This window comes from Desertihabitans brevis (assembly GCF_003327535.1).
In the GTDB taxonomy this organism is placed as follows: Bacteria; Actinomycetota; Actinomycetes; order Propionibacteriales; family Propionibacteriaceae; genus Desertihabitans; species Desertihabitans brevis.
Window position 1 is genome coordinate 33,531 of the sequence record NZ_QOUI01000005.1, and the last position, 23,206, is coordinate 56,736.

22 protein-coding genes and 3 tRNA genes are annotated in these 23,206 nt (G+C 73.3%); 12 read left to right on the plus strand and 13 right to left on the minus strand.

Annotation, left to right across the window (positions count from 1 at the left end; genetic code table 11):
- Positions 1–75: 75 nt before the first annotated feature.
- Together DT076_RS09030 and DT076_RS09035 are read right to left on the minus strand one after the other, a co-directional pair.
- Positions 76–152 (minus strand) — tRNA-Phe (locus tag DT076_RS09030).
- Between the two features lie 66 nt (positions 153–218).
- Positions 219–292 (minus strand) — tRNA-Asp (locus DT076_RS09035).
- 116 nt (positions 293–408) lie between these two features.
- Here DT076_RS09035 and DT076_RS09040 point away from each other — a divergent pair.
- Positions 409–2,016 (plus strand): class I SAM-dependent methyltransferase, encoded by a 1,608-nt coding sequence (locus DT076_RS09040; protein WP_114126360.1) that lies wholly within the window; start codon positions 409–411, stop codon positions 2,014–2,016.
- Between the two features lie 71 nt (positions 2,017–2,087).
- On the opposite strand, the gene DT076_RS09045 is transcribed toward DT076_RS09040, so the two are convergent.
- Together DT076_RS09045 and DT076_RS09050 are read right to left on the minus strand one after the other, a co-directional pair.
- Positions 2,088–2,888, minus strand: coding sequence for a CHAD domain-containing protein (locus DT076_RS09045; protein WP_114126361.1), 801 nt, complete (start codon positions 2,886–2,888; stop codon positions 2,088–2,090).
- A 127-nt stretch (positions 2,889–3,015) separates the two neighbouring features.
- Entirely contained in the window at positions 3,016–4,116 is a 1,101-nt protein-coding gene (locus DT076_RS09050) for a sialidase family protein (protein ID WP_114126362.1), read from the minus strand.
- 455 nt (positions 4,117–4,571) lie between these two features.
- Between DT076_RS09050 and DT076_RS09055 the strand changes: the two genes are divergently transcribed.
- From DT076_RS09055 to DT076_RS09080, 6 genes are all read left to right on the plus strand, one after another.
- Entirely contained in the window at positions 4,572–6,185 is a 1,614-nt protein-coding gene (locus tag DT076_RS09055) for an alkaline phosphatase D family protein (protein WP_233493813.1), read from the plus strand.
- A gap of 224 nt (positions 6,186–6,409) precedes the next feature.
- Positions 6,410–8,230: a glycoside hydrolase family 3 protein gene (locus tag DT076_RS09060; RefSeq protein WP_114126363.1), complete on the plus strand. Its 1,821-nt coding sequence runs from the start codon at positions 6,410–6,412 to the stop codon at positions 8,228–8,230.
- Between the two features lie 27 nt (positions 8,231–8,257).
- Complete coding sequence (locus DT076_RS09065) at positions 8,258–9,544, plus strand: exo-beta-N-acetylmuramidase NamZ family protein (RefSeq protein ID WP_114126364.1); 1,287 nt, start codon at positions 8,258–8,260, stop codon at positions 9,542–9,544.
- A gap of 329 nt (positions 9,545–9,873) precedes the next feature.
- Positions 9,874–10,842, plus strand: a complete 969-nt coding sequence (locus DT076_RS09070) for an NAD(P)/FAD-dependent oxidoreductase (RefSeq protein ID WP_114126365.1) — start codon at positions 9,874–9,876, stop codon at positions 10,840–10,842.
- Between the two features lie 208 nt (positions 10,843–11,050).
- Positions 11,051–12,115 (plus strand): hypothetical protein, encoded by a 1,065-nt coding sequence (locus DT076_RS09075; RefSeq protein ID WP_199539082.1) that lies wholly within the window; start codon positions 11,051–11,053, stop codon positions 12,113–12,115.
- A 116-nt stretch (positions 12,116–12,231) separates the two neighbouring features.
- Positions 12,232–12,588, plus strand: a complete 357-nt coding sequence (locus DT076_RS09080; RefSeq protein ID WP_114126366.1) for a hypothetical protein — start codon at positions 12,232–12,234, stop codon at positions 12,586–12,588.
- An 11-nt stretch (positions 12,589–12,599) separates the two neighbouring features.
- Here the strand turns inward: DT076_RS09080 and DT076_RS09085 are convergent.
- A tRNA-Glu gene (locus tag DT076_RS09085) sits at positions 12,600–12,672 on the minus strand.
- Positions 12,673–12,756: 84 nt separating this feature from the next.
- Positions 12,757–14,442, minus strand: a complete 1,686-nt coding sequence (locus DT076_RS20250; RefSeq protein ID WP_114126367.1) for an SH3 domain-containing protein — start codon at positions 14,440–14,442, stop codon at positions 12,757–12,759.
- Between the two features lie 262 nt (positions 14,443–14,704).
- On the opposite strand from DT076_RS20250, the gene DT076_RS09095 reads away from it, so the two are divergent.
- Positions 14,705–15,046: a metallopeptidase family protein gene (locus DT076_RS09095; protein WP_114126575.1), complete on the plus strand. Its 342-nt coding sequence runs from the start codon at positions 14,705–14,707 to the stop codon at positions 15,044–15,046.
- Between the two features lie 18 nt (positions 15,047–15,064).
- Here DT076_RS09095 and DT076_RS09100 read toward each other — a convergent pair whose 3' ends face one another.
- The 4 genes from DT076_RS09100 to DT076_RS09115 are packed head-to-tail and all read right to left on the minus strand — an operon-like array spanning position 15,065 to position 16,782.
- A complete protein-coding gene (locus DT076_RS09100) occupies positions 15,065–15,412 on the minus strand; it encodes a DUF202 domain-containing protein (protein WP_114126368.1) in 348 nt (115 codons plus the stop codon).
- Complete coding sequence (locus tag DT076_RS09105; RefSeq protein ID WP_233493815.1) at positions 15,409–15,786, minus strand: YidH family protein; 378 nt, start codon at positions 15,784–15,786, stop codon at positions 15,409–15,411. Before DT076_RS09105 ends, DT076_RS09100 begins: the two co-directional genes overlap by 4 nt.
- Positions 15,787–15,796: 10 nt before the next feature.
- Positions 15,797–16,513 carry a hypothetical protein gene (locus DT076_RS09110; RefSeq protein ID WP_114126370.1) on the minus strand — a complete coding sequence of 239 codons (717 nt, stop codon included), beginning with the start codon at positions 16,511–16,513 and terminating at the stop codon, positions 15,797–15,799.
- Between the two features lie 17 nt (positions 16,514–16,530).
- Positions 16,531–16,782 carry a DUF6458 family protein gene (locus tag DT076_RS09115; RefSeq protein ID WP_114126371.1) on the minus strand — a complete coding sequence of 84 codons (252 nt, stop codon included), beginning with the start codon at positions 16,780–16,782 and terminating at the stop codon, positions 16,531–16,533.
- Positions 16,783–16,945: 163 nt separating this feature from the next.
- On the opposite strand from DT076_RS09115, the gene DT076_RS09120 reads away from it, so the two are divergent.
- A complete protein-coding gene (locus DT076_RS09120; protein WP_114126372.1) occupies positions 16,946–18,088 on the plus strand; it encodes a serine hydrolase domain-containing protein in 1,143 nt (380 codons plus the stop codon).
- A 62-nt stretch (positions 18,089–18,150) separates the two neighbouring features.
- Here the strand turns inward: DT076_RS09120 and DT076_RS09125 are convergent, their stop codons facing one another.
- Entirely contained in the window at positions 18,151–18,450 is a 300-nt protein-coding gene (locus DT076_RS09125) for an SHOCT domain-containing protein (RefSeq protein WP_114126373.1), read from the minus strand.
- Between the two features lie 174 nt (positions 18,451–18,624).
- On the opposite strand from DT076_RS09125, the gene DT076_RS09130 reads away from it, so the two are divergent.
- The 3 genes from DT076_RS09130 (at position 18,625) to DT076_RS19940 (ending at position 21,237) form a co-directional block, all read left to right on the plus strand.
- Positions 18,625–19,842, plus strand: a complete 1,218-nt coding sequence (locus tag DT076_RS09130; protein ID WP_158548093.1) for a sensor histidine kinase — start codon at positions 18,625–18,627, stop codon at positions 19,840–19,842.
- On the plus strand, positions 19,839–20,492 hold the full coding sequence (locus DT076_RS09135; RefSeq protein ID WP_114126375.1) for a response regulator: 654 nt from the start codon (positions 19,839–19,841) through the stop codon (positions 20,490–20,492). The genes DT076_RS09130 and DT076_RS09135 overlap by 4 nt, the downstream gene beginning before the upstream one ends.
- Before the next feature lie 496 nt (positions 20,493–20,988).
- Positions 20,989–21,237, plus strand: coding sequence for an excalibur calcium-binding domain-containing protein (locus DT076_RS19940; RefSeq protein ID WP_233493820.1), 249 nt, complete (start codon positions 20,989–20,991; stop codon positions 21,235–21,237).
- Positions 21,238–21,295: 58 nt separating this feature from the next.
- On the opposite strand, the gene DT076_RS09145 is transcribed toward DT076_RS19940, so the two are convergent.
- Together DT076_RS09145 and DT076_RS09150 are read right to left on the minus strand one after the other, a co-directional pair.
- A complete protein-coding gene (locus DT076_RS09145; RefSeq protein WP_114126377.1) occupies positions 21,296–21,616 on the minus strand; it encodes a PH domain-containing protein in 321 nt (106 codons plus the stop codon).
- A 93-nt stretch (positions 21,617–21,709) separates the two neighbouring features.
- A complete protein-coding gene (locus DT076_RS09150; protein ID WP_114126378.1) occupies positions 21,710–23,176 on the minus strand; it encodes an Nramp family divalent metal transporter in 1,467 nt (488 codons plus the stop codon).
- Positions 23,177–23,206 lie beyond the last annotated feature (30 nt).

Genomic DNA, 23,206 nt, shown 5'->3' on the forward strand with positions numbered 1-23,206 from the left:
CTCTCGTCGTTCCCTGGCGCGGGGGCACCCCGGGGACGACGAACGCCCCGGTCCGCGGGGACCGGGGCGTTCGGGTGGTGGCCAGGGCCGGGTTCGAACCGGCGACCTTTCACTTTTCAGGCGAACGCTGCTACCAGCTGAGCTACCTGGCCGTGACGGTCGAGAGTGCCTCTCAACCACAAGAGCGGCTCAGATCCAGTGGATCTTCACCGCTCTCGCGACCCCGACGGGACTCGAACCCGCGACCTCCGCCGTGACAGGGCGGCGCGCTAACCAACTGCGCCACGGGGCCCAGATCTTGCTGCGGGCCTCACCGGTCATCTCGACCAGCGCGCGCAACTATAGCCGAGCGTCCACCCCAGTGCGAATCGTCCGGCCGCGCACCTCGGCACCTCCAGACTGGGACCCATGACCGGCTACCGCCAGATCCTGCTGCCCGGACGGCACCACCTGCTCACCCGGTTCCAGACCGCCTACCTGCACGAGCTGCTCGCCGGCCGCGTGTGCGACACCGACGGACGTCCGGTGCCGATGGCCGAGGGGGCGGAGGTGGTGTGGGCGGTCACCTCGGCCAACCACCGCGGCACCCGCCGCAACCCGGTGGCGGCCAACCGGCGCGAGGCGGCGATCGAGCGCGCCAGCACCCTCGAGCAGCTGCCCTCCGCCGTCGTGGCCGTGGTCGACACCCGTCCCACCGATCGGTTCGCCAGCACCGTGGTGGAGACCGTCGCCACCGAGCTGGGACGCCGGCCCCACCCCGAGCACACCGTGGTCGCCTGCTCCACGCCGGAGGTCGCGGCGATGTACCGGGCGCTGGGCTACCCGGTGGTCGCGGTGGAGGCCGACGAGGAGACCGCCGGACGGCTGGCGGCGTCCGGGCTGGAGCCGCGGCGGCCCTGGGACGTGCTGGAGCTGCTGGTCGCCGGCGACCCCCGCTGGGCCGAGCTGGCCCACCCGGCCACCGTCGACGTCTACCACCGCTACGACCTCGTCACCGAGGTGGTGCGGATCGGCACCGACCCGGTGGTCTCGGCCGAGGGTGACCTGACCGAGACCCGCGACTACCGCAGCTACGCCGAGTCGTTCGAGGTGGCCTCGGACCGCAAGTGGGAGCAGGTGCGGCCCTTCGTCCGGCCCGGACGGGTGGTCGACCTGGGCTGTGCCACCGGTGGACTGGTGGAGCGGGCCGCGCGGGCGCCGGAGCTGCACGAGAGCGACCTGTTCGGGGTGGACGTCGCCCGGCACCTGGTGGCCGAGGCCGAGCACCGCAAGGCCCAGGGCGTCTTCGCCAACCCCAACGTGTGGTTCCTGCAGCGCAACCTGCTCGCCGACCCGGTCTTCCCCGACGCCACGGTCGACACCACCATCACCCTCGCCCTCACCCACGAGATCAGCAGCTACGGCGACGGCCCGGCCGACCTGCACCGGCTGGCCCGGCGGATCGCGGCGCACACCCGTCCGGGCGGGGTGTGGATCAACTCCGACGTGGTCGGCCCGACCGGCGGGGAGCGGCGGGTGGTGCTGCGGCTGCGCACCGACGACGGCGTCGACCCGGGCGCTGCGGTCGAGCTGGACGGGCTGGACCCGCAGCAGGTCACCGACCACGTGGGGTCGCTGTCCACGCGGGCCCGCCTCGACCAGTTCGCCCGCGACTTCCCCCGGCTCTCCGGCGCGGACTTCCACCCCACCCCGGTGCCCGGTCGTCCCGGTGAGGTCGAGCTGACGCTGCGGGAGGCGATGGAGTTCCTCACCACCAAGGACTACGTCGGCAACTGGCTGAGCGAGTGCCACGAGCGCTTCTGCGACCTCGACGTCGACGACTGGGTGCGGCTCGTCACCGACGCCGGGTTCGTGGTCGACCCGGCCAGCCGAGCCTGGCGCAACGAGTGGATCGTCGAGCACCGGTTCGACCCGGTGGCCGAGCTGCTCGACCCGACCGACGGCCGTCGGCTGCCCTGGCCCGACACCCACCTGCTGCTGGTCGCCCGCCGCGAGCCGGCGGCCGCGGCGGTCTGAGCACCCGCCCCGGAGACGACCCGACCCCGGGCCCGCGCGGGGCGGGACCGGGGTCGTGCGGGTGGTGCGGCTCAGACCAGGGTGACGGCGCGGGCGGCGGCCTCGTCGATCCGCTGCTGCGCGCGGGCGTACAGCAGGCCGGTGGTGAACGCGTTGTGGCCGCTGCGGGCCCCCAGGGCGGCGTGGTCGCGCAGGAACTCGGTGATGACGACGTCGTCCTGCACCGCGCCCAGCACCTCCTGGGCCTTCTTGGCGCGCCTGCGGTGCTTGTCGGCCGACCCGAGATCGGCCAGCAGCTCGGCGGCGTAGCGCCACCGCTTGGCCGCCTTGCGGGCCGAGTGCAGCGAGTCGGGGTGCGCCTCGGCGGCCTCGATCCGGCGCCGGACGCGGCGGCGCGCCTTCTTCAGCACGGTGGCGGGGTCCGAACCCTCCAGCGTCGGTGGCTCGGTGCGCCAGCGGGTCAGCTGGGCCACGGCCCGCCCCCAGCGCTCGTCCTGGCGGGCCTCGGCGACGGCGTCCAGGGCCTTGCGGCGGCGGACGCCGAGCTCCTCCTGCACCTCCCGGCGGACCGGGCCGAGCACCAGCGTCTCGGGCAGGGAGTCGATCTCGGTCAGCAGGCGGTCCAGCAGCACGTCGGCGTCGCGGACGTGCCCGAGCGCGACGGCGACGAAGCGCAGGTCGTCGTCGAGGCCCTCGGTGCCGGGGAACGAGCCGGCGAAGGTGCGCAGGGTGGCGCGGAGCCGGCGCAGCGAGGTGCGGGTCTCGTGCACCACCTCGACGCTGGCATCCTGCTGCTCCAGCCGCGCGAGCCCCTCCAGGGCACGGTCGGCGTACTGGCGGACGTAGTCGGACAGGGGGTCGTTGGCAGTCATCGGGCTCCTCTCAGCCCTCCAGGATGCCAGGTCCCGTTCGTCGGCGGCCCACCGGTGTCCCCTCGCCGGCGGCGCGTCACCAGCTCAGGCAGCCCCGTGGTGCCTCGACCCGGCCCGCGCGGAGGTCTCAGCGCAGCCGGTCGAGGGGGATGCTGCGGAAGGTCAGCGTCTGCGAGGGGCGCTCCGGGCCGGTCTCGCACAGCAGCCCGACCGCACCGTCGAGGGCCACCAGGTCGGAGTAGCCGGCCGGGTCGGGGGAGAGGGTGAGCGCCCGGGTGAAGCGGTGCCCGGCGTCCGCGCTCACCCACAGCGCCATCGACCGTCGGGCCCGCGGGTCGGAGGGCCCTGAGAGCACCAGCAGGCCGTCGACGGCGACCACGGCGGCCTGCACCACCGGCAGGTCGTCGAGGTCGGGGGCCCGGGTGTAGGGCGTCCGGGCCGTCTCGCCGCCGTCGTCGGACCACGTCTGCAGCCGGTTCCCCGGTCCGTCGCCGAGCTGGTCGCGGCTGGTCAGGTAGAGGGTGCCGTCCTCGAGCTCGGCGACCTGGCTCTCGTTCGGGTTGGCGCCGTCGGCGCCGGGGTCGACCAGCCCGAGGTGCCAGCTGTGGCCGCCGTCGTCGGAGCAGAGCAGGTGGCCGCCGTAGTGGTGCGGCTCCGCACCGGTGTCGTCGGACCCGGGGGCGGGGGCGGCGCTGTGGTTGGCGGGCGCCACCAGCCGGTCGCGGTGCGGGCCGGAGCGCAGGGCGATCGCGTGGCCGGGGCCGGTGGCGTACCAGCGCCAGCCCTCGCGCCGCACCTGGTCGGTGATCTCGGCCGGCGGCGACCAGCTCAGCCCGTCGTCGCCGCTGCGCTGCACGTGCACCGTCCGCGGTGCGGCGTGACCGGTGAGGACGGCCTCCTCCTCGGCGTCACCGGCGTTGCCGCAGGTGAGCAGCACGACGTCCCCGCTGGTCGGGTCGACGACCGGGCACGGGTTGCCGACGGTGTGCCCCTCGCCCCGGCGGACGACCAGCAGCGGTCCCCAGCGGCGTCCGCCGTCGGTCGAGCGGCGCAGCACGACGTCGATCTCACCGGCGTCGGCGCCGCCGGCCACGCGTCCCTCGGCGAAGGCGAGCAGCGTGCCGGCCGGGGTGCGGAGCAGGGCCGGGATGCGGAAGGTGTGGTAGCCGTCGGTGCCGGAGCGGAACGGCACCGAGACGATCTCGTCGGCGACCACCACGAGCGGCATCCGTCGCACGCGTCACCTCCGGGGTTGGGCGGCCGACCGGGATCGACCACGGTGTCGGCCCCAGGCTAGTGCCACCGGAGCGGTGGGGGAGGGGGCGGCGGCGCGGTCAGTGCGGCAGCTCGCCGCGGACGATCGAGGTGCCGGAGTGGGCGACGTCCCCGTCGTCGAGGGGTTCGAGCGAGACGTCCACCAGCGGGAAACGCGCCACGTCGAGGTCGGGCGGACGAAGAGCGTGCCGTCGTCGGTGCCGATCGTGCCCAGCCAGACCATGTCCTGCAGGTCGGGGGCGATCAGCCACACCTGCCTCTCCTCCGCGACCTCGTGCGCTTCGGATGCGCCATCCAGACAGATCGCCTCAGGTGGTCCCGGCGGACGTCCCGGGGCCCCGTGCCGTCACCAGGACGACACCGGGACGTGGCGCCGGTCACACCGCGATGTCGCCTGCGGCTGGGTGGATGGGGGCGACCCTCCCCACCAACCAGGAGCGCACCATGTCCCTGCACCTCAGCCGCCGCCAGCTGGTCGGCGCCGGTCTCGTCGGAGGCGCCGCCGCCCTCACCGGCGCCGGCACCCTGCTCACCGCCCCCTACGCCGACGCCGCCCCTGCCGGCGACCTGTTCACCCTCGGGGTCGCCTCCGGTGACCCGCTGCCCGACGGTGTCGTGCTGTGGACCCGGCTGGCGCCGTCCCCGCTCGACCCGGACGGCCGCGGCGGGATGGCCGACCGCGTCCGTCCGGTGGCCTGGCAGGTCGCCGCAGACCCGGAGTTCCGGCGGGTCGTCCGTCGCGGCGTCGAGGTGGCCCGCCCCGAGTGGGGCCACTCGGTGCACGCGGAGGTGTCGGGTCTGGAGCCGGGCCGGGAGTACTGGTACCGCTTCCGCGTCGGCGACCAGGTCTCCCCGGTCGGCCGGACCAAGACCGCCCCGGCCCTCGGCGCACCGCTCTCGGCCGCCGTCTTCGGGTTCGTGTCCTGCCAGAACTTCCCCGCCGGCTACTTCACCGCGCTGCGCCACGCCGCCGAGGACCAGCTGGACGCCATGCTGCACCTGGGTGACTACATCTACGAGGGGGCCGGTGCCAGCCAGCTCCCCGGACGCGCCCACTCCCCGGCCGCGGAGATCTTCACCCTGGCCGACTACCGGGTCCGGCACGCCCAGTACAAGACCGACCCCGACCTGCAGGCCGCCCACGCCAGCACCCCGTTCATCTCCGTGCCCGACGACCACGAGGTCGAGAACAACTGGGCCGGCGACATCTCCCAGGTCGACACCGAGCCCGACCAGGACCCGGCCGTGTTCCGCCAGCGCCGGGCCGACGCCTTCAAGGCGCTGTACGAGAACATGCCGCTGCGACGCGCCTCGATGCCGGTCGGGCCGGACATGCAGCTCTACCGCCGGATCCGCTACGGCGACCTGCTCGACTTCTCCATGATCGACACCCGCCAGTACCGCGACGACCAGCTCGCGGCCTGCGAGGGCGAGTGCGCCGGGCGCAACGACCCCTCGCGCACCATCCTGGGCGAGCAGCAGAAGGCGTGGCTGGTCGAGGGTCTCGCCTCCTCCGAGGCCACCTGGCAGATCATCGGCAACCAGTCGATCACCTTCGACAACGACACCGTCCCGGGTGCCGGGGTGGACTACTCCGAGGACAACTGGAACGGCTACGCCGGCGAGCGCCGCTCGGTCTACTCCCAGATCCACGAGGCGGGGGTGCAGAACGTCGTCATCGTCACCGGTGACGCCCACGCCAGCGCCGCCTCCGACCTGCGGGTGGACTTCAACGACACCAGCTCGCCGGTCATCGGCACCGAGTTCCTCGGCACCTCGATCACCTCCGGCGGCAACGGCTCGGACCAGAGCAACCGCACCCGCGCCTGGCTCGCGGAGAACCCCCACATCAAGTTCGCCAACAACAACCGTGGCTACCAGCGCGTCCGGGTGAGCCCGGAGCTGCTGCAGGTCGACTACCAGGTGGTGGACGCCGTGACCACCCCGGACGCCCCCGTGCGGACCCGCGCCACGCTGACGGTCGAGGCCGGACGTCCGGGCATCGCCGGCGTCGACGACTGACCCCGGCCGCGCCCGGACGTCCGGGCGTCTGAGCGGCACGGGCCCGGGCTCTCGCAGCACGCGGGGCCCGGGACCGTGCCGTCCGGCGTGCGAGGTGTGGAAGGAGATTGCGGCGAAGGGGTTGCCCTGCCCGTCGGTCTCGGGTGAGGATCGACCAACGTCCCGAATGGTCTGGACCTCTACCCCAGCGGCCACCGCCGCGTCTCCGACACATTGGAGTGGCTATGACGCACCCGACGTCTCCCGTCCGCCCCCGCACCCTCCTCGCCGGGCTGGCCGTGGCGGCCCTGACCGTGGGGCTCGCCGCCTCGCCGTCGGAGGCCGCCCCGAAGCAGCCGGCCGAGCGTGCCGAGAGCAGCCGCGGCTTCTGCACCGCCTGGAGCCGGTCCACCACCCGCCACCTGACGCTGGACGAGAAGGTCGGCCAGCTCTTCATCCAGGAGCTGTACGGCCCGACCGCCACCACCCGCGACGCCCGCAACGTCGACTTCTACGGCCTGGAGACCCCGGCCGAGATCGTCCAGGAGTACCACCTGGGCGGGGCGATCTACTTCGCCTGGACCGACTCCGTCGGCGGCGGACCCGAGCAGATCGCCGGGCTCTCCAACGGCCTGCAGGAGGCCGCGCTGGAGGGCTCGACGCTGGACGTCCCGCTCTGGGTCGGCATCGACCAGGAGATGGGCATCGTCACCCGGATGGGCCCGCCCGCCACCCAGTTCCCCGGCGCGATGGCCGTCGCGGCCACGCGCAGCACCGAGAACGCCCGCACCGCCGCGGCGATCACCGGTGAGGAGCTCGCCGCGGTCGGCGTCAACGTCAACTTCGCCCCCGACGCCGACGTCAACGTCAACCCGGCCAACCCGGTGATCGGCGTCCGTTCCTTCTCCTCCGACCCGCAGCTGGCCGCCGACTTCACCGCCGCCCAGGTCCAGGGGCTGCAGGACGACGCCGGCCTGTCTGCGGCCGCCAAGCACTTCCCCGGCCACGGCGACACCGCGGTCGACTCCCACACCGGGCTGCCGCAGATCACCCACACCCGCGAGGAGTGGGAGCAGATCGACCGCCCGCCGTTCGAGGCCGCGATCGAGGCCGGCACCGACATGATCATGACCGCGCACATCGTGGTGCCCTCGCTCGACCCGTCCGGTCTGCCGGCCACGCTGAGCAAGCCGATCCTCACCGACCTGCTGCGCGAGGAGATGGGCTACGAGGGCCTGATCATCACCGACTCGCTGCAGATGGCCGGCGTCCGCCAGCAGTTCGACGACGGCGAGATCGCGATCCGGGCCCTGGAGGCCGGCGCGGACCAGCTGCTGATGTCGCAGGACCTGCCGACGGCCTGGAACGCCGTCCGCGACGCCGTCGGCACCGAGCGGCTGCCGAAGGCCGAGCTCGACGCCAAGGTGCAGCGCATCCTCAAGACCAAGTGCGACAACGGCCTGGTCCGCGAGCCGCTGGTCGACGAGTCGGCCGTGATGGACGTCGTCGGCGACCCCGAGCACCTGGCCACCGCCGCCGAGATCACCGACGCCACCCACACCCTGGTCGAGAACGAGGCCGGGCTGCTGCCGCTCGACGTCGACGGCACCGACGTGCTGGTCACCGGCTGGGGCGCCAGCACCACCGCCAACCTCGGCGCCGAGCTGACCGCCCGGGGCGCCACCACCACCGTCCGCGAGACCGGGGCGAACCCGAACGAGACCGCGATCACCGGCGCGGTCACCGCCGCCGAGGACGCCGACGTCGTCGTGGTGCTGACCAACAACGCCGCCACCTCCGCCGCCCAGCAGAACCTCGTCCGCCGGCTGCACGCGACCGGCACCCCGGTCGTCACGGTGGCCGTCCGCAACCCCTACGACATCGCGCACCTGCCCGACGTCCACACCTACCTCGCCACCTACTCCTACAGCCCGGTCTCGGTGCCCTCGCTGGCCCGCGTGCTCACCGGCGAGGTCGCCCCGACCGGCAAGCTGCCGGTCGACATCCCCGCCGCCGGCGACCCCGGGACGGTGCTCTACCCCCTCGGTCACGGCCTGACCTACTGACCTCCGCAACCCCCTGAGGAGAACGAGATGACCACAGTGAACCGACGGCACCTGCTCGCCGGGGCGGGGGCGGCGGCGGTCGCCGTCCCGCTGGCCGGGGCGACCGGCGCCCCCGCGCACGCCGAGACCACCAGCCCCCGGGTGCGCACCGGCGCCCAGGTGCTGGCCGACCGCGGCTGGAGCGGGCTGTCCGGCCGGGTCGGGGTCTTCACCAACCCCACCGGCGTGCTGGCCAACGGCCGCAGCATCGTCGACGAGATGCACGAGTCCGGCAACGTCGACGTGGTGGCGGTGTTCGGGCCCGAGCACGGCTTCCGCGGCACCGCCCAGGCCGGCGAGTCCGAGGGCGACACCGAGGACCCGCGCACCGGGATCATGGTCTACGACGCCTACGGCGCCAACGCCACCTCGCTCGCCGAGATGTACCGCGAGGCCGACGTGGACGTCGTCGTCTTCGACATCCAGGACGTCGGCGCCCGCTTCTACACCTACATCTGGTCGATGTACACCGCGATGGAGGCCGCCGCCCGCGAGGGCGTCGCCTTCACCGTCCTCGACCGGCCCAACCCGATCGGCGGCACCCCGCGCGGCCCGCTGATGACCCCGGAGTACACCTCCGGCGTCGGCGCCCACGAGATCATCCAGGTGCACGGGATGACGGTGGGGGAGCTCGCCCGATACTTCAACTCAGAGCTCCTGCCCGAGAAGGCCGGTGCGTCCGTGGGCGACCTGCAGGTGGTCGAGGTCGAGGGCTGGCGCCGCGACATGCTGTACGAGGACACCGGCCTGCTCTGGGTGCTGCCGAGCCCGAACATGCCGACCCCGCAGACCGCGCTGCTCTACCCGGGCACCTGCCTCTTCGAGGGCACCAACCTGTCGGAGGGTCGTGGCACCACCCGGCCGTTCGAGCTGATCGGGGCGCCCTACGTCGACTACCGCTGGACCGAGTGGCTCACGGCGCGGGAGATCCCGGGTGTGCTGTTCCGGGAGGCCTACTTCAACCCGATCCAGAGCAAGCACGTCGGCGAGGTCTGCGGCGGCGTCCAGGTGCACATCGTCGACGCCGACGCGCTCGACCCGGTCCGGGTCGGGGTGGAGATGCTGGTCGGGCTGAAGGCCCTCTACCCCGAGTTCGCCTGGCGCCAGGATGCCTGGGACCCCCAGCGCCCGTTCTGGATCGACAAGCTCACCGGTTCGCCCCGGCTGCGGACCCAGATCGACGCCGGCGCCAGCGCCGCCGAGGTGATCGCCGCCTGGAAGCGGGAGACCGCCGCCTTCGCCGCCGACCGGCGCCGCTACCTGCTGTACCGCTGACCCGCGGCCCATCCCGGGTCGAGCCCGCTCCCGCCTTGTGCAGGGGCGGGCTCGCTCGCGTCCCCCGCGCTTCGACAGCTCAGCGCGCGGTGGTCGGGTTCGGGTGCTCGCGCTTCGACAAGCTCAGCGCGCTGTGTCTGCGACCGTGCCCCTGTCCCGCCCGGTCGCGAATCCGTCCCCAGCGCCCTGAGCCTGTCGAAGGGCGATCCGCCCGCCCGTCTCGACCCGGTCGCGGATCCTGCCCCAGCGCCTGAGCCTGTCGAAGGGCGAGCCCCGCGCCACCCGGCCTCGACGCGGCCGCCGAGGGGTGGCGTGGCACAGTGACCGGCATGGATCCCGTGGTGGTCGTCGGAGCCGGGATCGCGGGGGTGGCCGCGGCGCGGGCGCTGACCGCGGCCGGCGTCCCGGTGGTGGTGCTCGACCGGGGCCGGCGTCCCGGCGGACGGATGGCGGTGCGCACCACGGACGGTCGGCCGGTCGACACCGGAGCGTCCTACCTCACCGTCTCCGACCCGGGCTTCGAGCAGGTGGTGCGGGACTGGGAGCGGCGCGGGCTGGCCCGGCCCTGGACCGACACCTTCGCCGCGGTCGGCGCCGAGGGCCGCAGCGAGAAGCGGGGCTCGGTGCGCTGGGCCGCCCCGGCCGGGCTGCGGTCGCTGGTGGAGGACCTCGCCAAGGGGCTCGACCTGCGCCGGGTGAGCGTCGAGCGGGTCGACTCGACGGACGAGGTCGCCGGCGTCGCCGCCTCGGCGGTGGTGCTGGCCATGCCCGACCCGCAGGCCCGCCGGCTGCTGGGTGACCGCTTCGCCGCCGAGCGCGACGCCCTGGACGACCCCTTCGAGCCGGTGCTGGCCCTCACCGCGTCCTGGCGCGAGCGGGTCTGGGACGACGTCGACGGCGTGTTCGTCAACGACGACCCGGTGCTGTCGTGGATGGCCGACGACGGCCTGCGCCGCGGCGACCGCGCCCCGGTGCTGGTGGCCCATTCGACCGCCGGCTTCGCCGCCGGGCACCTGGACGACCCCGACGCCGCCACCGGCGCCATGGTCGCCGCCCTCCGGCAGGTGGTCGGCGCGGCGGAGGAGCCGGCCGCCACCCACGTGCACCGCTGGACCTTCGCCCGCCCCGCCTCCGGCCACGACCGCCCCTACCTGCTCGGGGAGTCCCGCCTCGGCGTCTGCGGCGACGCCTGGTCCGACCGCCCCCGCGTCGAGGCCGCCTGGCTCTCCGGCACGGCCCTCGGCCGAGAGCTCGCCTCCCGCCTCCAATCCCCCGCGCGCGCCGCCGCCACTCCCTGAACCCGTGTATGTCATCGCCGTCTCGACCGGCGTGTCGCGGCGTGTCGCCGGCCCCGCGCGCGATGGCGAACACGATCCCAGGGACGTCCCGGTCCGACCCGGGTCGGTTGTGCCCTCGGTGATCCACGACGCCGGGATGAGCCGCTCCTGCCGGATCGGTGACGCTCGTCAGCGGCACACACGCCCAGCCGGACCTAGCGTCAGGGTCATGCCGAGCAGCACGAACGCCGTCCCGTCCGTCGCCACCCGCCCCGACTCCCCGTCGACCCCTGCCAGCACCGCCGCCGGGCCGCCGGCGCAGCGTGCCTGGGTGACGGCCGGCTGGGCGGTGCACTGGGTGATCCGGATGCAGCTGGCGCTGGGGCTGCTGGTCTACGGCTGGAGCAAGGTCTTCCTCATGCAGATGGGCCGCGCCGACATCGGGGACGCGCTGGTGCAGTTCGGCGAGATGAGCCCGATGGGGCTGCTGTGGCGGTTCATGGCGTTCTCACCTGCGGTGCAGGTGCTGGCCGGGCTGGCCGAGGTGCTGGCCGCCGCGCTGCTGCTGTTCCGCCGCACGGCCTGGCTGGGTGGGCTGCTGACCGTCGCCGACATGGGCGTGGTGTTCCTGCTCAACCTCACCTTCGACGTCCCGGTCAAGCAGCTGGCCCTGCTGATGTGCCTGGCCGGGGTGGCGGTCGTGGCGCCCTTCGTCCCGCACCTGTGGTCGGTGCTGCGCGGACGGGCCACCGTCCGGCCGCTGCCCACGGTGCTGCCCTGGCCGCCGGTGCACCGCGTCACCCGCTGGCTCGGGGCCGTGGCCGGGGTGGGCGCGCTGGCGGTCTCCGGCGCCGGGTTCGCCGTCGTCACCTCCGGCGGCTTCACCCCCGCCGACACCGCTCTCACCGGCGCGCACCGGGTGGTCGAGGACACCGCCGAGCCCGCCGCCCAGCTCAGCCAGGACACCCGCTGGCAGCAGGTCGCCTTCGGCCAGTACCAGAACGCCGGCTGGGCGCGGGTGGCGATCCGCTACGCCGACGGCCGCTACCAGGAGGGCACCTACGCCGTCGACGGGGACGCCGTCACGCTGCGGCTCTACCCGGTGCGCGAGGGCAGCCAGGGTCTGGTGCGCGACTACGAACGCACCATCGAGCTGACCTGGACCGAGCCGGGGGAGGGCCGCGTCCGGCTGGTCGGGGAGGGCGTCGACCTGGTGGTGGCGCCCGACCCCGAGGCCACCTACCTGTTCGACCGCGACTTCTCCTGGACGCCGTCGACGCCGATCAACCGCTGACCCGACTGGCGCTGGCAGCCGCGTGGCGCACACTGCTCCGCATGCCGCGGAGCAGGAGAGCAGCCGACCGGTGGCGCGCATGCGTCACCGAGGAGCAGGCGCCCTAGGTCGCCGCCGTGGTCGCGGCCCGGCCCGGGCTGGCGCGGTCGTTCCGGGAGATGGAGGCCGGCGGGCTCGTCCCCATCGACCACCACGGCCACGGCTACTACCTGCTGGTCGACCAGCACGCGGGCGACCCGGCCCGTAAGTACGCGGTCGGTGACGACGGCGGCCTGTACTGGGCGCCGATCGCCGACCGCGACGACGACCCGGCGCGCGACGCCCACACCTGGGTGATCATGTACGGCCTGCGGTGGCTGGCGCTCGACGAGCGGGGGCGGCTACTGGCCCGCTGGGGCGAGGAGCTGGTGCCGGTCGTCGACAAGGTGCGCACCGACCTCGCCGCGCTGCGGGAGAGGAGGACGCGACGGTGACCTCCGCGGGGTATCCCCAACGGGATTCGAACCCGCGCTGCCGCCTTGAAAGGGCGGAGTCCTAGGCCGCTAGACGATGGGGACCTGGGCAGCACTCTAGCCGCCGGGGACACCTGCGGCCCAACCGTCGGGGGATCGGTTGGGCCGCAGGGGGCTCGGGTCGGACGCTCAGAACGTCGTGATGTGGATGTGGTTCTTGTGGTTGGCGTTGTCCGAGCCGCGGTCGGCCATGTAGCGCCAGCCCTCACCGCTGCGACGGACGTTCCAGATGCGCTGGTCGTAGATGATGTACTCCACGTTCAGCTGGGCGGCGTTGTTCTTGATCCACTCCGCCATCTCCTTGCCGAGCGCCCGGCTGGAGGCCGAGCGGTAGTTCGGGATCATGGCGTCCAGCGCCTTGCCGGAGGGGTGGTCGGGGATCGCGTCCGGTCGCACGCCGTGGTAGGTGGTGATGTGCGGGTAGCGGGCCTTGAGCCGGGCCAGCAGGTAGCGGGAGTTCGACGTCAGACCCGACTCGCCGGTGACGGTGACCTTGCCGCCGCGGCCGTCGGTGTCGTCCGAGGCGTCCTGGCGCGGGGTCTCCTTCGAGAGGTACTGCGCCGTCACCCAACGCACCGCGCCCTTGTAGACCACCTGGGCCCGGCCGTGCTCGACCTTGCCGGTGATCTCGAGCTTGGTGCCGGCCTTCACGTCGGTGATGGTCGACCCGCCCCGGGAGGCGGTGCGGATGGCCAGCAGCGTGGTGGCGTAGCGCACGCCGGTGACCTTCGGGTCGGCCGGGGCCTTCGGCCCGGCCGCCTCACCCTGCGGTCGCTTCTCCGACAGGTACTGCGCCGACACCCACCGCTTCTTGCCCTGGAAGGTGACCTGGGCGTAGCCGTTCTCCACGACCTCGTGGAACAGGAAGCCGTAGCCGCGACCGGCGACGTTGACGATGGTGGCGCTCTTGCGGGGCTCGGTGCGCACGTTGAGCGCGGTGGTGCCGTAGCGCCACACGCCCTTGGCGTTGCCTGCCGGGGCCGGCTTCGTCTCGGGCTTCGGCTTCGGTGCGGGCTCGGGCGCCGGCTTGGCGGGGGAGCCCGACGGCATCGGCTCCTTGGGCTGGGAGGTGCCGGACGGCTTGGTCTCGCTCAGGTAGCGCGCCGAGACCCAACGGGTCTTGCCCTTGAAGGTGACCTCGGCGAACCCGTTCTCCTGGCGGCCGTGGTAGATGAAGCCGTAGCCACGGCCGGCGACGTCGACCACCTTGGCGCGCAGGCTCGGGTCGGTGCGGACGTTGAGGTTCGTGGTGCCGTAGCGCCAGGTCTTCTTCGCGTCCGGGGTCTTGGTGCCGGGCTTGTCGGGGCTGAGGTACTGCGTGGTGACCCAGCGCGACTTGCCCTTGAAGTTGACCTCGCTGAAGCCGTTCTTCGTCGCACCCGTGACCTGGAAGCCGTAGCCCTTGCCGGCCACGGTGACGATCGGGGAGCTGATGCTCGGCCCGGTCCGGACGTTCAGCGCGACCGAGCCCCAGCGCCAGCCCTTGGACGGCTTGGCATCGTCGGCCTCGGCGTCGGAGTCGCTCAGCACGACGTAGTCGGAGGAGATCCAGGCCGACGTGCCGGAGTAGCTGACCGGCGTCCAGCCGTCCTTGGCCTTGCCCTTGACGGGCAGGCTCTGCCCGGTCGAGAGCGAGCCGAGGACCCGGTGCTTGGTGCTCGGCCCGGTCCGGACGTTGACGTTCGTCGTCGCGGTGACCATCTCGTCGCCTGCCTCGGCGACGGTCGTGGCCACCAGCGAGACGCCCGAGATGAGTCCGGCGGCCACCGTGAGAGATGCCGCCGCCCCACCGATGCGTTTCAGGGCGCTGTTCACCGATCTGTCCTCCCCGACGGCCTTCCCCTGCCGTCAGTCGTGGGCGTGATCGACGCGGTCGGACGTCCCCCCAGACCCCAGTTGTCACATCCGACACAGGGGCCCCGACCACCACATCAACCTCAAACTGCTCAGGACACTAAGAGGCAACGCTCAGGATCCGCAATAACCCTCAACCTCAGGTGCAAGTCGACACGCCGTGCCATTCCTAAGAACTACACCGGTGTCATTTGCGTTCCGCTACCCTGACCCGGTGCTGTCGATGGAGCGCGAGGAGTTCGACCACCTCGTCGAGCAGGCCCTCGCCGACGTCCCGGCGGAGCTGGCCGCGCTGGTCGAGAACTGCGTCATCGTGGTCGAGGACGACGCCCCGGCCGAGGAGCCGGGTCTGCTCGGCTTCTACGACGGCGTGCCCCTGACCGAGCGCGACACCGGCTACGGCGGGGTGCTGCCCGACCGGATCGTCGTGTTCATGAACCCCACGCTGGCCATCTGCGAGACCCGGGAGGACGTGGTGGAGGAGGTGGCGATCACCGTCGTGCACGAGATCGCGCACCACTTCGGCATCGACGACGACCGGTTGCACGAGCTCGGCTGGGCCTGATCGGCCGACCCGGTCCGGTCAGGACCACAGCAGGAGCAGCAGCCCCGCGCCGGCGCCGACGGTCAGCACCAGCAGCACCATCACCAGGTTGACCCGCCCGTCGGGCAGCTGGCCGCGGGAGCGGATCGCCACCTCGGCCGCGGAGTAGCGCCGTCCCGCCAGCACCGCCATGACCAGCCCGAGCAGCAGCGCGACGCCGCCGAGCAGGAGCCCGGGCAGCAGGGCCTCGGTGGCGACCAGCCGGGCCACCACCAGGGCCGCCACCGTCAGCGAGAGCAGGGTGCGCTGCCAGGCCAGGCGGGTGCGCTCGTTCTGCGCCCCCGGGTCCCAGAGCCGGGCCTGCCCGTCCTGCCCGGACCGGCTCACACCAGGACGACCACGGCGATCACGGCCACCAGCACGAGGGTGCCGGTGAGCAGCAGGAGGGCCGGGGAGGAGGGGAGCGGACGCTGCAGCCGCAGTGCCTTCTCGTTGCGCGCCCAGCGCGCCAGCGCCACCACCCCGGAGAGCACACCGCAGACCACCAGGACGGCGGCGGCGACGTGGGCCAGCAGCTCCCGGCCGGGCAGCAGACCGGCGATCGTGGTGAGCGCGACGCCGGCGGTGAGGAAGGCGAGCCCGGTGCGGATCCAGGCGAGGAAGGTGCGCTCGTTGGCGAAGGTGAAGCGGGGGTCGGGCTCGTCGCCCACCCCGTAGACCGAGCGCGGCCAGCGGCGGTCGACGGGCTCCTCAGCTGGCACGACGGTCATCCTAGACAGGCGGGTCCTCGCCGCGGTCGGGCGAGGTGACGCCGTCGGCGTCCACGACCACCCAGCTCTGCCGCCGATCGCTCACCCAGCGGGAGCACCGGCCGAGCACCGTGGACGGCACCCAGCCCGACTGCAGGTCGGCGGTGCCCACCGGGGTGGCGCCGGTGGCGATCTGCACCTCGTCGCGGGCGCGGGCGTCGACCCCGGTGACGGCGAGCAGCCGACGGGTGCGCTGGATCTGGTTGACCTCGAGCGTGCGCACCAGGGTCGGGTCGATCTCGGGCGCGAGCACGACGTGGGCGGGAGCCGGCTGCTCGAGGAACGGCAGCAGCGCCCGCAGGCTGCGCACCGGGTCGGCGCAGAGCAGCACGAGCGGCGCGTCCAGGACGGCCCGTCCGGAGGCCTGGTCGGTGACGAACCCGGCGGCCGCCATCCCGTGCCCGAGCCGGGTGGCGGCGACCAGCTGGCGCTCCAGCTCGGTCCGCTGCGCCGCGGACAGCTCGGTGCCGGGGACGTCTGGTGGGGGTGTGCCGGCCCGCTCGTCGCTCAGGTAGAGCGGTGAGACCTCGCCGCCGGGACCGGGGATCGCGCGGGCCGGTGGGCGCAGCAGCTCCTCCTCGCGGGCGCGCTGGCGGTGCCGGTCGTGCAGGGCGCCGAACAGGATGACCCCGGTGCCGACGATGAGGACGACGGCCAGCCAGAAGATCCAGGACGGCACGGCGACCCCCGGTGGGATCAGTGCAGGTCGCGCTCGGTGTACTCCTCGCGCGGCGGTCGGCTGCCGTCGTCGACCACCCGACGGGTCGTGCTGCGGCGGGGAGCGCGGGCGCTCTGCATCCAGATCAGGCCGATGATGATGCCGATCACACCGGCACCCATGAGGATGTAGCCGATCAGCTGCAGGTCGACGGCCTCGAGGTCGACGTCGACCGCGAAGGCGAGGATGGCACCGATCACCAGCAGGGCGATGCCGGGTCCGATCTTCATCGTCGTGCTCCCTTCCTCGGGGGCCCGTGTGGGCTGGTCCCACCCTAGGCGATGGCCACCGGACGCTGCGTCGGTGCCGTCCCCGGGCGCGCCACGGGACCGGCGCGATGAGACGCGGGCCCGCGCGGGGTCGACACGGACGAGGGTCGACCGGGAGGACGAGATGGACGGGCTGCAGGAGCTGGTGGAGGAGCCGACGCGGACGGGGTCGGTGCCCGGGGTGGTGGCGCTGGTCGCCACCGGGGGCCGGCGCGAGGTGGCCGTGGCCGGCGTCCGGTCCCTCGGAGGTGCGGCGATGAGCCGGGACACGGTGTTCCGGATCGCTTCGATGACCAAGCCGCTGGTGGCCGCGGCCGCGATGGTGCTGGTGGACCGGGGCCGGCTCGGTCTGGACGACGAGGTGCGCCGCTGGCTGCCCGAGCTCGCCGCGCCGTCGGTGCTGCGGACGCCGACCTCGGAGCTGGACGACGTGGTGCCGGCGGAGCGGCCGATCACGGTGCGGCACCTGCTCGAGTTCTCCGCCGGGCACGGGCTGGTCCCGCAGTTCGACGCGCCGGTGGTCGTCGCGCTGCAGGAGCGGCTGCACCAGGGGCCGCCGGAGCCGCAGCGGATCCCGGCACCGCAGGAGTGGGTGGCCCGGTTGGCGGAGATCCCGCTGGTGCACCAGCCCGGTCGCGGCTGGACCTACAACACCGGGGCCGACGTGCTCGGGGTGCTGCTGGCCCGGGTGGCGGGCACCAGCCTGTCGCAGGTGCTCGCCGACACCGTCCTCGATCCGCTCGGCCTGCACGACACCGGGTTCTCGGTGCCGGCCGGCAGCCGCGACCGCTTCGCGACCTCCTACCGTGCCGACGACTCCGGCGATCTCGTCCAGGTGGACGGGCCGGACGGGCAGTGGAGCGAGGAACCGGCATTCGCCTCCGGCGCGGGCGGGACGGTCTCCACCGTGGACGACTGGTGCACCTTCGCCCAGATGCTGCTCGCCGGCGGGCAGCACGCGGGTCGTACCGTGCTCTCGACCGAGGCGGTGCGGCAGATGATCTCGCCGCAGAACCGTGCCGAGCCGGGCAACCTCTTCCTGCAGGACCAGGCCTGGGGCTTCGGCGGCAGCGTCGACGTCTCCGCCGGACAGCTCTGGGAGGTGCCCGGGCGCTACGGCTGGATGGGTGGCACCGGGACCGCGGGCTACCTCTACCCCGCGACCGGGACCGTGGCGGTCTGGCTGTCGCAGCGGGAGATGGCGGGCCCGGCCGACTTAGCCACCGTCGGCCGGTTCCTGACCGCCGTCGCCCGCCCGGGACGCTGAGCACGCTCCGGACGTGGCACATCCCGCTGCGAGTACGCAGCGGGATGTGCCAGGAGATGCGGTCAGCGCTTCTTCCTGTCCTGGAGCCGGGGGTCGTCGACCCCGGGCGTCCAGTTGAGGGTGGCGGCACGCTCCAGGAACTCGTCGGTGGAGATGTCACCCCCGGCGTAGCGGTTGGCGAGGATGGTGCGGGCCTCGAACTCCGGCGGGCGGAAGAACGAGGGCGGTCCTGCCAGCCGGCCGCGCTTGGCCAGGAAGAGCAGGGTGCCGACGAAGAGGATCGTGAACAGCAGGAACATGAGACCTCCAAGGATCGGGACGAAGGGCGGTGGGCCGTCGAAGGCCGGGTGGTAGATCGGCATGTCCCCAGGGTGGTCGGGAGGGCGCCCGCGGACATCGGCCAGGCGACGACACCTGCGCTGCGCCCGCTGACGTAGGACGGCTACGCGCCGCACCGGATGCGGGGCGCGCGGAGGCCGTCCTACGCTCGGCAGCGTGCCCCGGCCGACGGGCACCGGACGACCGGAGGAGGGCCGATGGTGCGAGCTCACCCGCGGGTGCTCCTGCTGGACGTCCCGCTGGCCCTGCTCGTCGGCGCGACCACCTGGGTCAGCCTGTTCCTCGCCAAGCTGCCGGTCGGCGGCCCGTACGGCGCGCCGTGGGAGGGTGGCGGGCCGCCCTGGCGTGAGCCCGCCGCGCCCCCCTTCGCGGTCGCCGACGTGCCACCGCTGCTCGGTGTCGTCGTGCTGGCCCTCGTGGTCGCCCTCGCGCTGCGTCGGCTGCGACCGTTGGCGGCGTTCCTCGGGGTGGCGCTGGCGGCCGCGGTCCTGCTGGCCGCGGACGCCCCCTTCTGGCCGCTGTGCTTCGCACCGGCGCTCGCGCTGCTGGCGCTGGCCTCCAGCTCCGCCCCGCGCCGCTACCTGCCGTGGACCGCGCTGCTCGTGCCGGTGCTGGCGCTGGGCTGGTGGCCCTTCGAGACCGAGCAGCTGGCGCTCGGCAGCACCACCTCGACGACCTTCGCGCTGGTGGTGTTCGCGGTGGCGCTGCTGCTCGGCACCCTGCACCGTGCGCGTCGGCTGGCGGCCCAGCGGATCCGCGCCGAGGAGCTGCGGCAGAGCGCGGACGCCGAGCGGCTGCGGATCGCCCGCGAGGTGCACGACGTGGTCGGCCACTCGCTGTCGGTGATCACCATGCAGGCCGGCGTGGCGCTGCACGTGGTGGACCGGCGTCCCGACCAGGTCGAGGAGTCGCTGCGGGCGATCCGCCGCACCGGGCTGGAGGCGATGGCCGAGCTGCGGGCCGCGATGGGGGTGTTCCGCGACGGCGAGGTCGGCACCGCCCCGCTGGCCGGGCTGGACCGGATCCCGGTGGTCGTGGAGGAGCTGCGGGCGGCGGGCCGGCAGGTCGGGCTGGAGGTCGCCGACGACCTGGGCGAGGTGTCGCCGACGGTCGCCCACGCGGCCTACCGGATCGTGCAGGAGTCGCTGACCAACGTCGGCAAGCACGCCGGCGGCGCCCCGGCCGAGGTGCGGCTGACCCGGGAGGGGTCCACGCTGGTGGTCAGCGTCGTCGACTCCGGTCCGGTGCTGGCGCACCCGCCGGAGCCCGGGCACGGGATCGCCGGGATGACCGAGCGCGCCCGCGGTGTCGGTGGCAGCCTCGACGTGCGGGCCGTGCCGGACGGCGGGGTGCGGGTGACGGCGCGGCTGCCGTTGCAGGGCGACGCCGGGCGGGGGAGCGGAGGAGGCCGGTGACGATCACCGTGGCGGTGGCCGACGACCAGTCGCTGATCCGGATGGGTCTGCGGGTGCTGGTCGAGGCCGAGGACGACCTGGAGTTCGCCGGCGAGGCTGAGAACGGGCACGCGGCCGTCCAGCTGGTGCGCCGCCGGCGTCCCGACGTCATCCTCATGGACATCCGGATGCCGCTGCTGGACGGGATCGAGGCGCTGCGCCAGATCTCGGCCGACGAGACCCTCGGCGGCACCCGGGTCGTCATGCTGACCACCTTCGAGAACGACGACTACGTGCTGGATGCGCTCCGCGCCGGTGCCGCGGGGTTCCTCGTCAAGGACGACGACCCGACCGAGATGCTGCGGGCGATCCGGCTCGCCGCGGCCGGGGAGTCGCTGCTGTCGCCGTCGGTGACCCAGCGCGTGATCGCCTCGGTGCGCGAGGGACCGGTGCGGCGGGTGCAGCCGCACCCGCTCCTGGGCGAGCTGACCGACCGCGAACGCGAGGTGCTCGGCCTGATCGGCGAGGGCCTCAACAACGAGGAGATCGCCCAGCAGCTGGTGGTCAGCCCGGCCACCGCGCGCACCCACGTCAGTCGCGCGATGACCAAGCTGGGTGCCCGCGACCGCGCCCAGCTGGTGGTGATCGCCTACCGCTCCGGGCTGGTCTGAGCACACATCTCCGGGAATTCAGCTCCGACGCTCAGGAGCGTCTCAGCCACCGCCTGCGCAGCGCCCGTAGCGTTCGGGCGTCCTGCAGTGCTGGTCTCCGAAGGGCTCCCCGATGTCCCCGACTCGTTTCAACCCACCTCCCGGCTGGCCGGCGCCCCCGACACCCGACGGGCGACCGCCCGCCGGATGGCAGGTGCCTGAGGGGCTGTCCGTGCCTGAAGGTTGGTCCCTCTGGGTGGATGACCAGGGCCGGCCGGCGGCCCCTCCCGCTGCAGCTCCGGCGGCGACCAGTGCCAGGCGGTCCCGGACCTGGGTGTGGGCCACCGGCGGCGTCCTGGGTGGTCTGCTCGTCGGCGTGCTGCTCGGCAGCGGAGGACAGACGACGACCGCGACCCCGGCGGCCACGGACCCGTCGTCCCCGGCGCCGACCGCCACCACGACCGTGACGGCGGCACCGCTCCCGGCTGAGACGGTCACGGCCACGGCCGAGGTGACCGTGACGGCGACCTCCGAGGTCACCGTGACGGCGGACCCCGAACCGGCGCCGACGGTCACCGAGACGGCCTACCTCGAAGCCGAGGAACCGGACGTGCAGAAGTGGGCCTCCGACACCGGAGGCGGTGGCGACACCTACTACAAGAACTGCAGCGCCGCGCGGGCAGCGGGCGCAGCACCGGTGCGCAGGGGCGACCCTGGCTACGGACCACATCTCGACCGTGACGGCGACGGCGTCGGCTGCGAGTAGAGGCGCCCTGGACGCGCATGACGGCTCCGCGGCGGTCGGTGTGCCGCCCGGACCGCCGTCACGGGTCAGTCGGCTGCCGATCCGGGCGGCCGATGGCGCGGGCGTGGCGGTGCTGCAGGTAGGTGAGGGTCCGCGAGGTGCTGGACGCGAGGTTGCCGAACCCGCGGAACCGGTGGGTGCCGGCGTCCACGAGCCGGCCGTCGCGACGGATGCCACCCGCAGCGGTGATCCGCAGGGTGCGCCAGTTGCTCTCCAGCTCGAGACCGGTCACGGCGGACCAGGGGATCTCGGTCGACCGGCCGAGCTCCGACGTCAGCCGCAGTCCCTGGTCGTCAACCGTCAGCCGGACCGGTCGTAGCCGCCAGGCGAGGACGGCCATGAGGACCCGAGCAGGAACAGGCCGACAGCCAGGACCAGCCCCACCGTGTCCCTCCCGTGCACCGGCATCTGACCGTCCGACGCGGGTCCGCGGTCAGCCGCCGACCGCCTCGACGATCCTGCGGATCTGCTCCTGCCCGGCGACCGCGGTGGCGATGCCGAAGACGACCACCGCCCAGATCATCGCCACCAACCGCCAGCCACGGATCCTGATCGGGGCCGGCAGCAGCCGGCGGTTGATGAGGATCAGCAGCCCCGAGTAGATGAACATCATCGCGCCGCCGACCACCGCCGAGATCACCAGCAGCGCCAGCGGCTGGTCGAACCCGATCAGCAGCACCAGGACGCCGATCGCCACCAGGCCCCAGACCAGACCGGCGTAGAGCTTGTTCTCGTCCGCCTTGCGGGCGTAGGAGGTCTTGACCACGTCGGCGGCCATCCGCGAGGTGTAGTCGACGATGCCCAGGGCCGCCCCGAACAGCGAGACCGCCCCGACCACCCAGAACAGGTACTGGAACCACGGCCCGACGCGCTCGCCGAGCACCTGGCCCTCCACCTGCACGAAGGTGACGTCGTCGTTCAGCCCCTCGGTGCCGTAGACGGTCGAGTAGGCCAGCAGCGAGGTGAACACGATGGTGATGAGGGTGATGAGGACGAAGGTCACCAGCTGCTCGACGTTGGCGAACCGCCACCAGCCGCGCCAGCGGGTCAGGTTGTCCGCGGTGGGCTCGAAGACGTAGCCGGTGCTCGGCTTGGCCTCCTTCTGACCCGTCACCGGGCTGACCAGCCGGGGCACGTAGGTGCCCATCCCGAAGCCCTTGTCGCGGATCCAGTTGGCCTGCACCAGGTTCTGCCCACCGCCGGCGCCGGCGAAGGCGAGCGCCCCGACGAGGACGGCGAAGCCCAGCTGCTCGTACGGCAGGGAGGCCCGGGTGACCGCCTGCGGCAGGTCGGCCCAGGTGTCGGCCCCGATGGCGAACACGGCCGCCACCGCGAACAGCAGCAGCGCGGCCGCCACCTTGATCATCTGCGCCCGCTCGAGGGCCACGTAGACCACCGGCGCCAGGGTGAGGATGAGCCCGATCGCCACCAGCAGACCGATCGCGATGAAGCGGGCCTCGCCGCCGGTCATGAAGGAGATGATCGTCGCACTGCTGGTCGCCCACCCCGGCCAGAGGTTGGCGAAGTAGGTGAGGATCGCGAAGAACAGACCCCAGTGCTTCCAGTACCGGCTGAACCCGGTGAGCGCGGTCTCGGCGGTGGCGAGGGTGTAGCGCTCGACCTCCAGGTTGATGAAGAACTGGGTGAGCAGCCCGACGACCGCCGCCCAGACGAAGACCAGCCCGACCTGGGAGGCGATGTAGGGGTAGATGATGAACTCACCCGAGGACAGACCGACCCCGGCGGCGATGATGCCCGGCCCGATCAGCTTGCGGTAGCGCGACGGTGGTTCCGGCAGCACCTCGACCTTCGGTCGTGGCAGGTGCTTGGTCGGGAACGCGTCGGCGGCGCTGACGGCCGCACCCGGTGCGGCGGACGACTCATCTCGGCTCTGAGACATGGCTCCGTTCTACCGTCTGGCACCTGCCCG

Coding starts and splice junctions, on each gene's coding strand:
- DT076_RS09040 (WP_114126360.1), top strand. CDS start 409: ATGACCGGCTACCGCCAGATCCTGCTGCCCGGACGGCACCACCTGCTC.
- DT076_RS09045 (WP_114126361.1), bottom strand. CDS start 2,888: ATGACTGCCAACGACCCCCTGTCCGACTACGTCCGCCAGTACGCCGAC.
- DT076_RS09050 (WP_114126362.1), bottom strand. CDS start 4,116: ATGCCGCTCGTGGTGGTCGCCGACGAGATCGTCTCGGTGCCGTTCCGC.
- DT076_RS09055 (WP_233493813.1), top strand. CDS start 4,572: ATGGGGGCGACCCTCCCCACCAACCAGGAGCGCACCATGTCCCTGCAC.
- DT076_RS09060 (WP_114126363.1), top strand. CDS start 6,410: ATGACGCACCCGACGTCTCCCGTCCGCCCCCGCACCCTCCTCGCCGGG.
- DT076_RS09065 (WP_114126364.1), top strand. CDS start 8,258: ATGACCACAGTGAACCGACGGCACCTGCTCGCCGGGGCGGGGGCGGCG.
- DT076_RS09070 (WP_114126365.1), top strand. CDS start 9,874: ATGGATCCCGTGGTGGTCGTCGGAGCCGGGATCGCGGGGGTGGCCGCG.
- DT076_RS09075 (WP_199539082.1), top strand. CDS start 11,051: ATGCCGAGCAGCACGAACGCCGTCCCGTCCGTCGCCACCCGCCCCGAC.
- DT076_RS09095 (WP_114126575.1), top strand. CDS start 14,705: ATGGAGCGCGAGGAGTTCGACCACCTCGTCGAGCAGGCCCTCGCCGAC.
- DT076_RS09115 (WP_114126371.1), bottom strand. CDS start 16,782: ATGAAGATCGGACCCGGCATCGCCCTGCTGGTGATCGGTGCCATCCTC.
- DT076_RS09120 (WP_114126372.1), top strand. CDS start 16,946: ATGGACGGGCTGCAGGAGCTGGTGGAGGAGCCGACGCGGACGGGGTCG.
- DT076_RS09125 (WP_114126373.1), bottom strand. CDS start 18,450: ATGCCGATCTACCACCCGGCCTTCGACGGCCCACCGCCCTTCGTCCCG.
- DT076_RS09130 (WP_158548093.1), top strand. CDS start 18,625: ATGGTGCGAGCTCACCCGCGGGTGCTCCTGCTGGACGTCCCGCTGGCC.
- DT076_RS09145 (WP_114126377.1), bottom strand. CDS start 21,616: ATGGCCGTCCTCGCCTGGCGGCTACGACCGGTCCGGCTGACGGTTGAC.
- DT076_RS09150 (WP_114126378.1), bottom strand. CDS start 23,176: ATGTCTCAGAGCCGAGATGAGTCGTCCGCCGCACCGGGTGCGGCCGTC.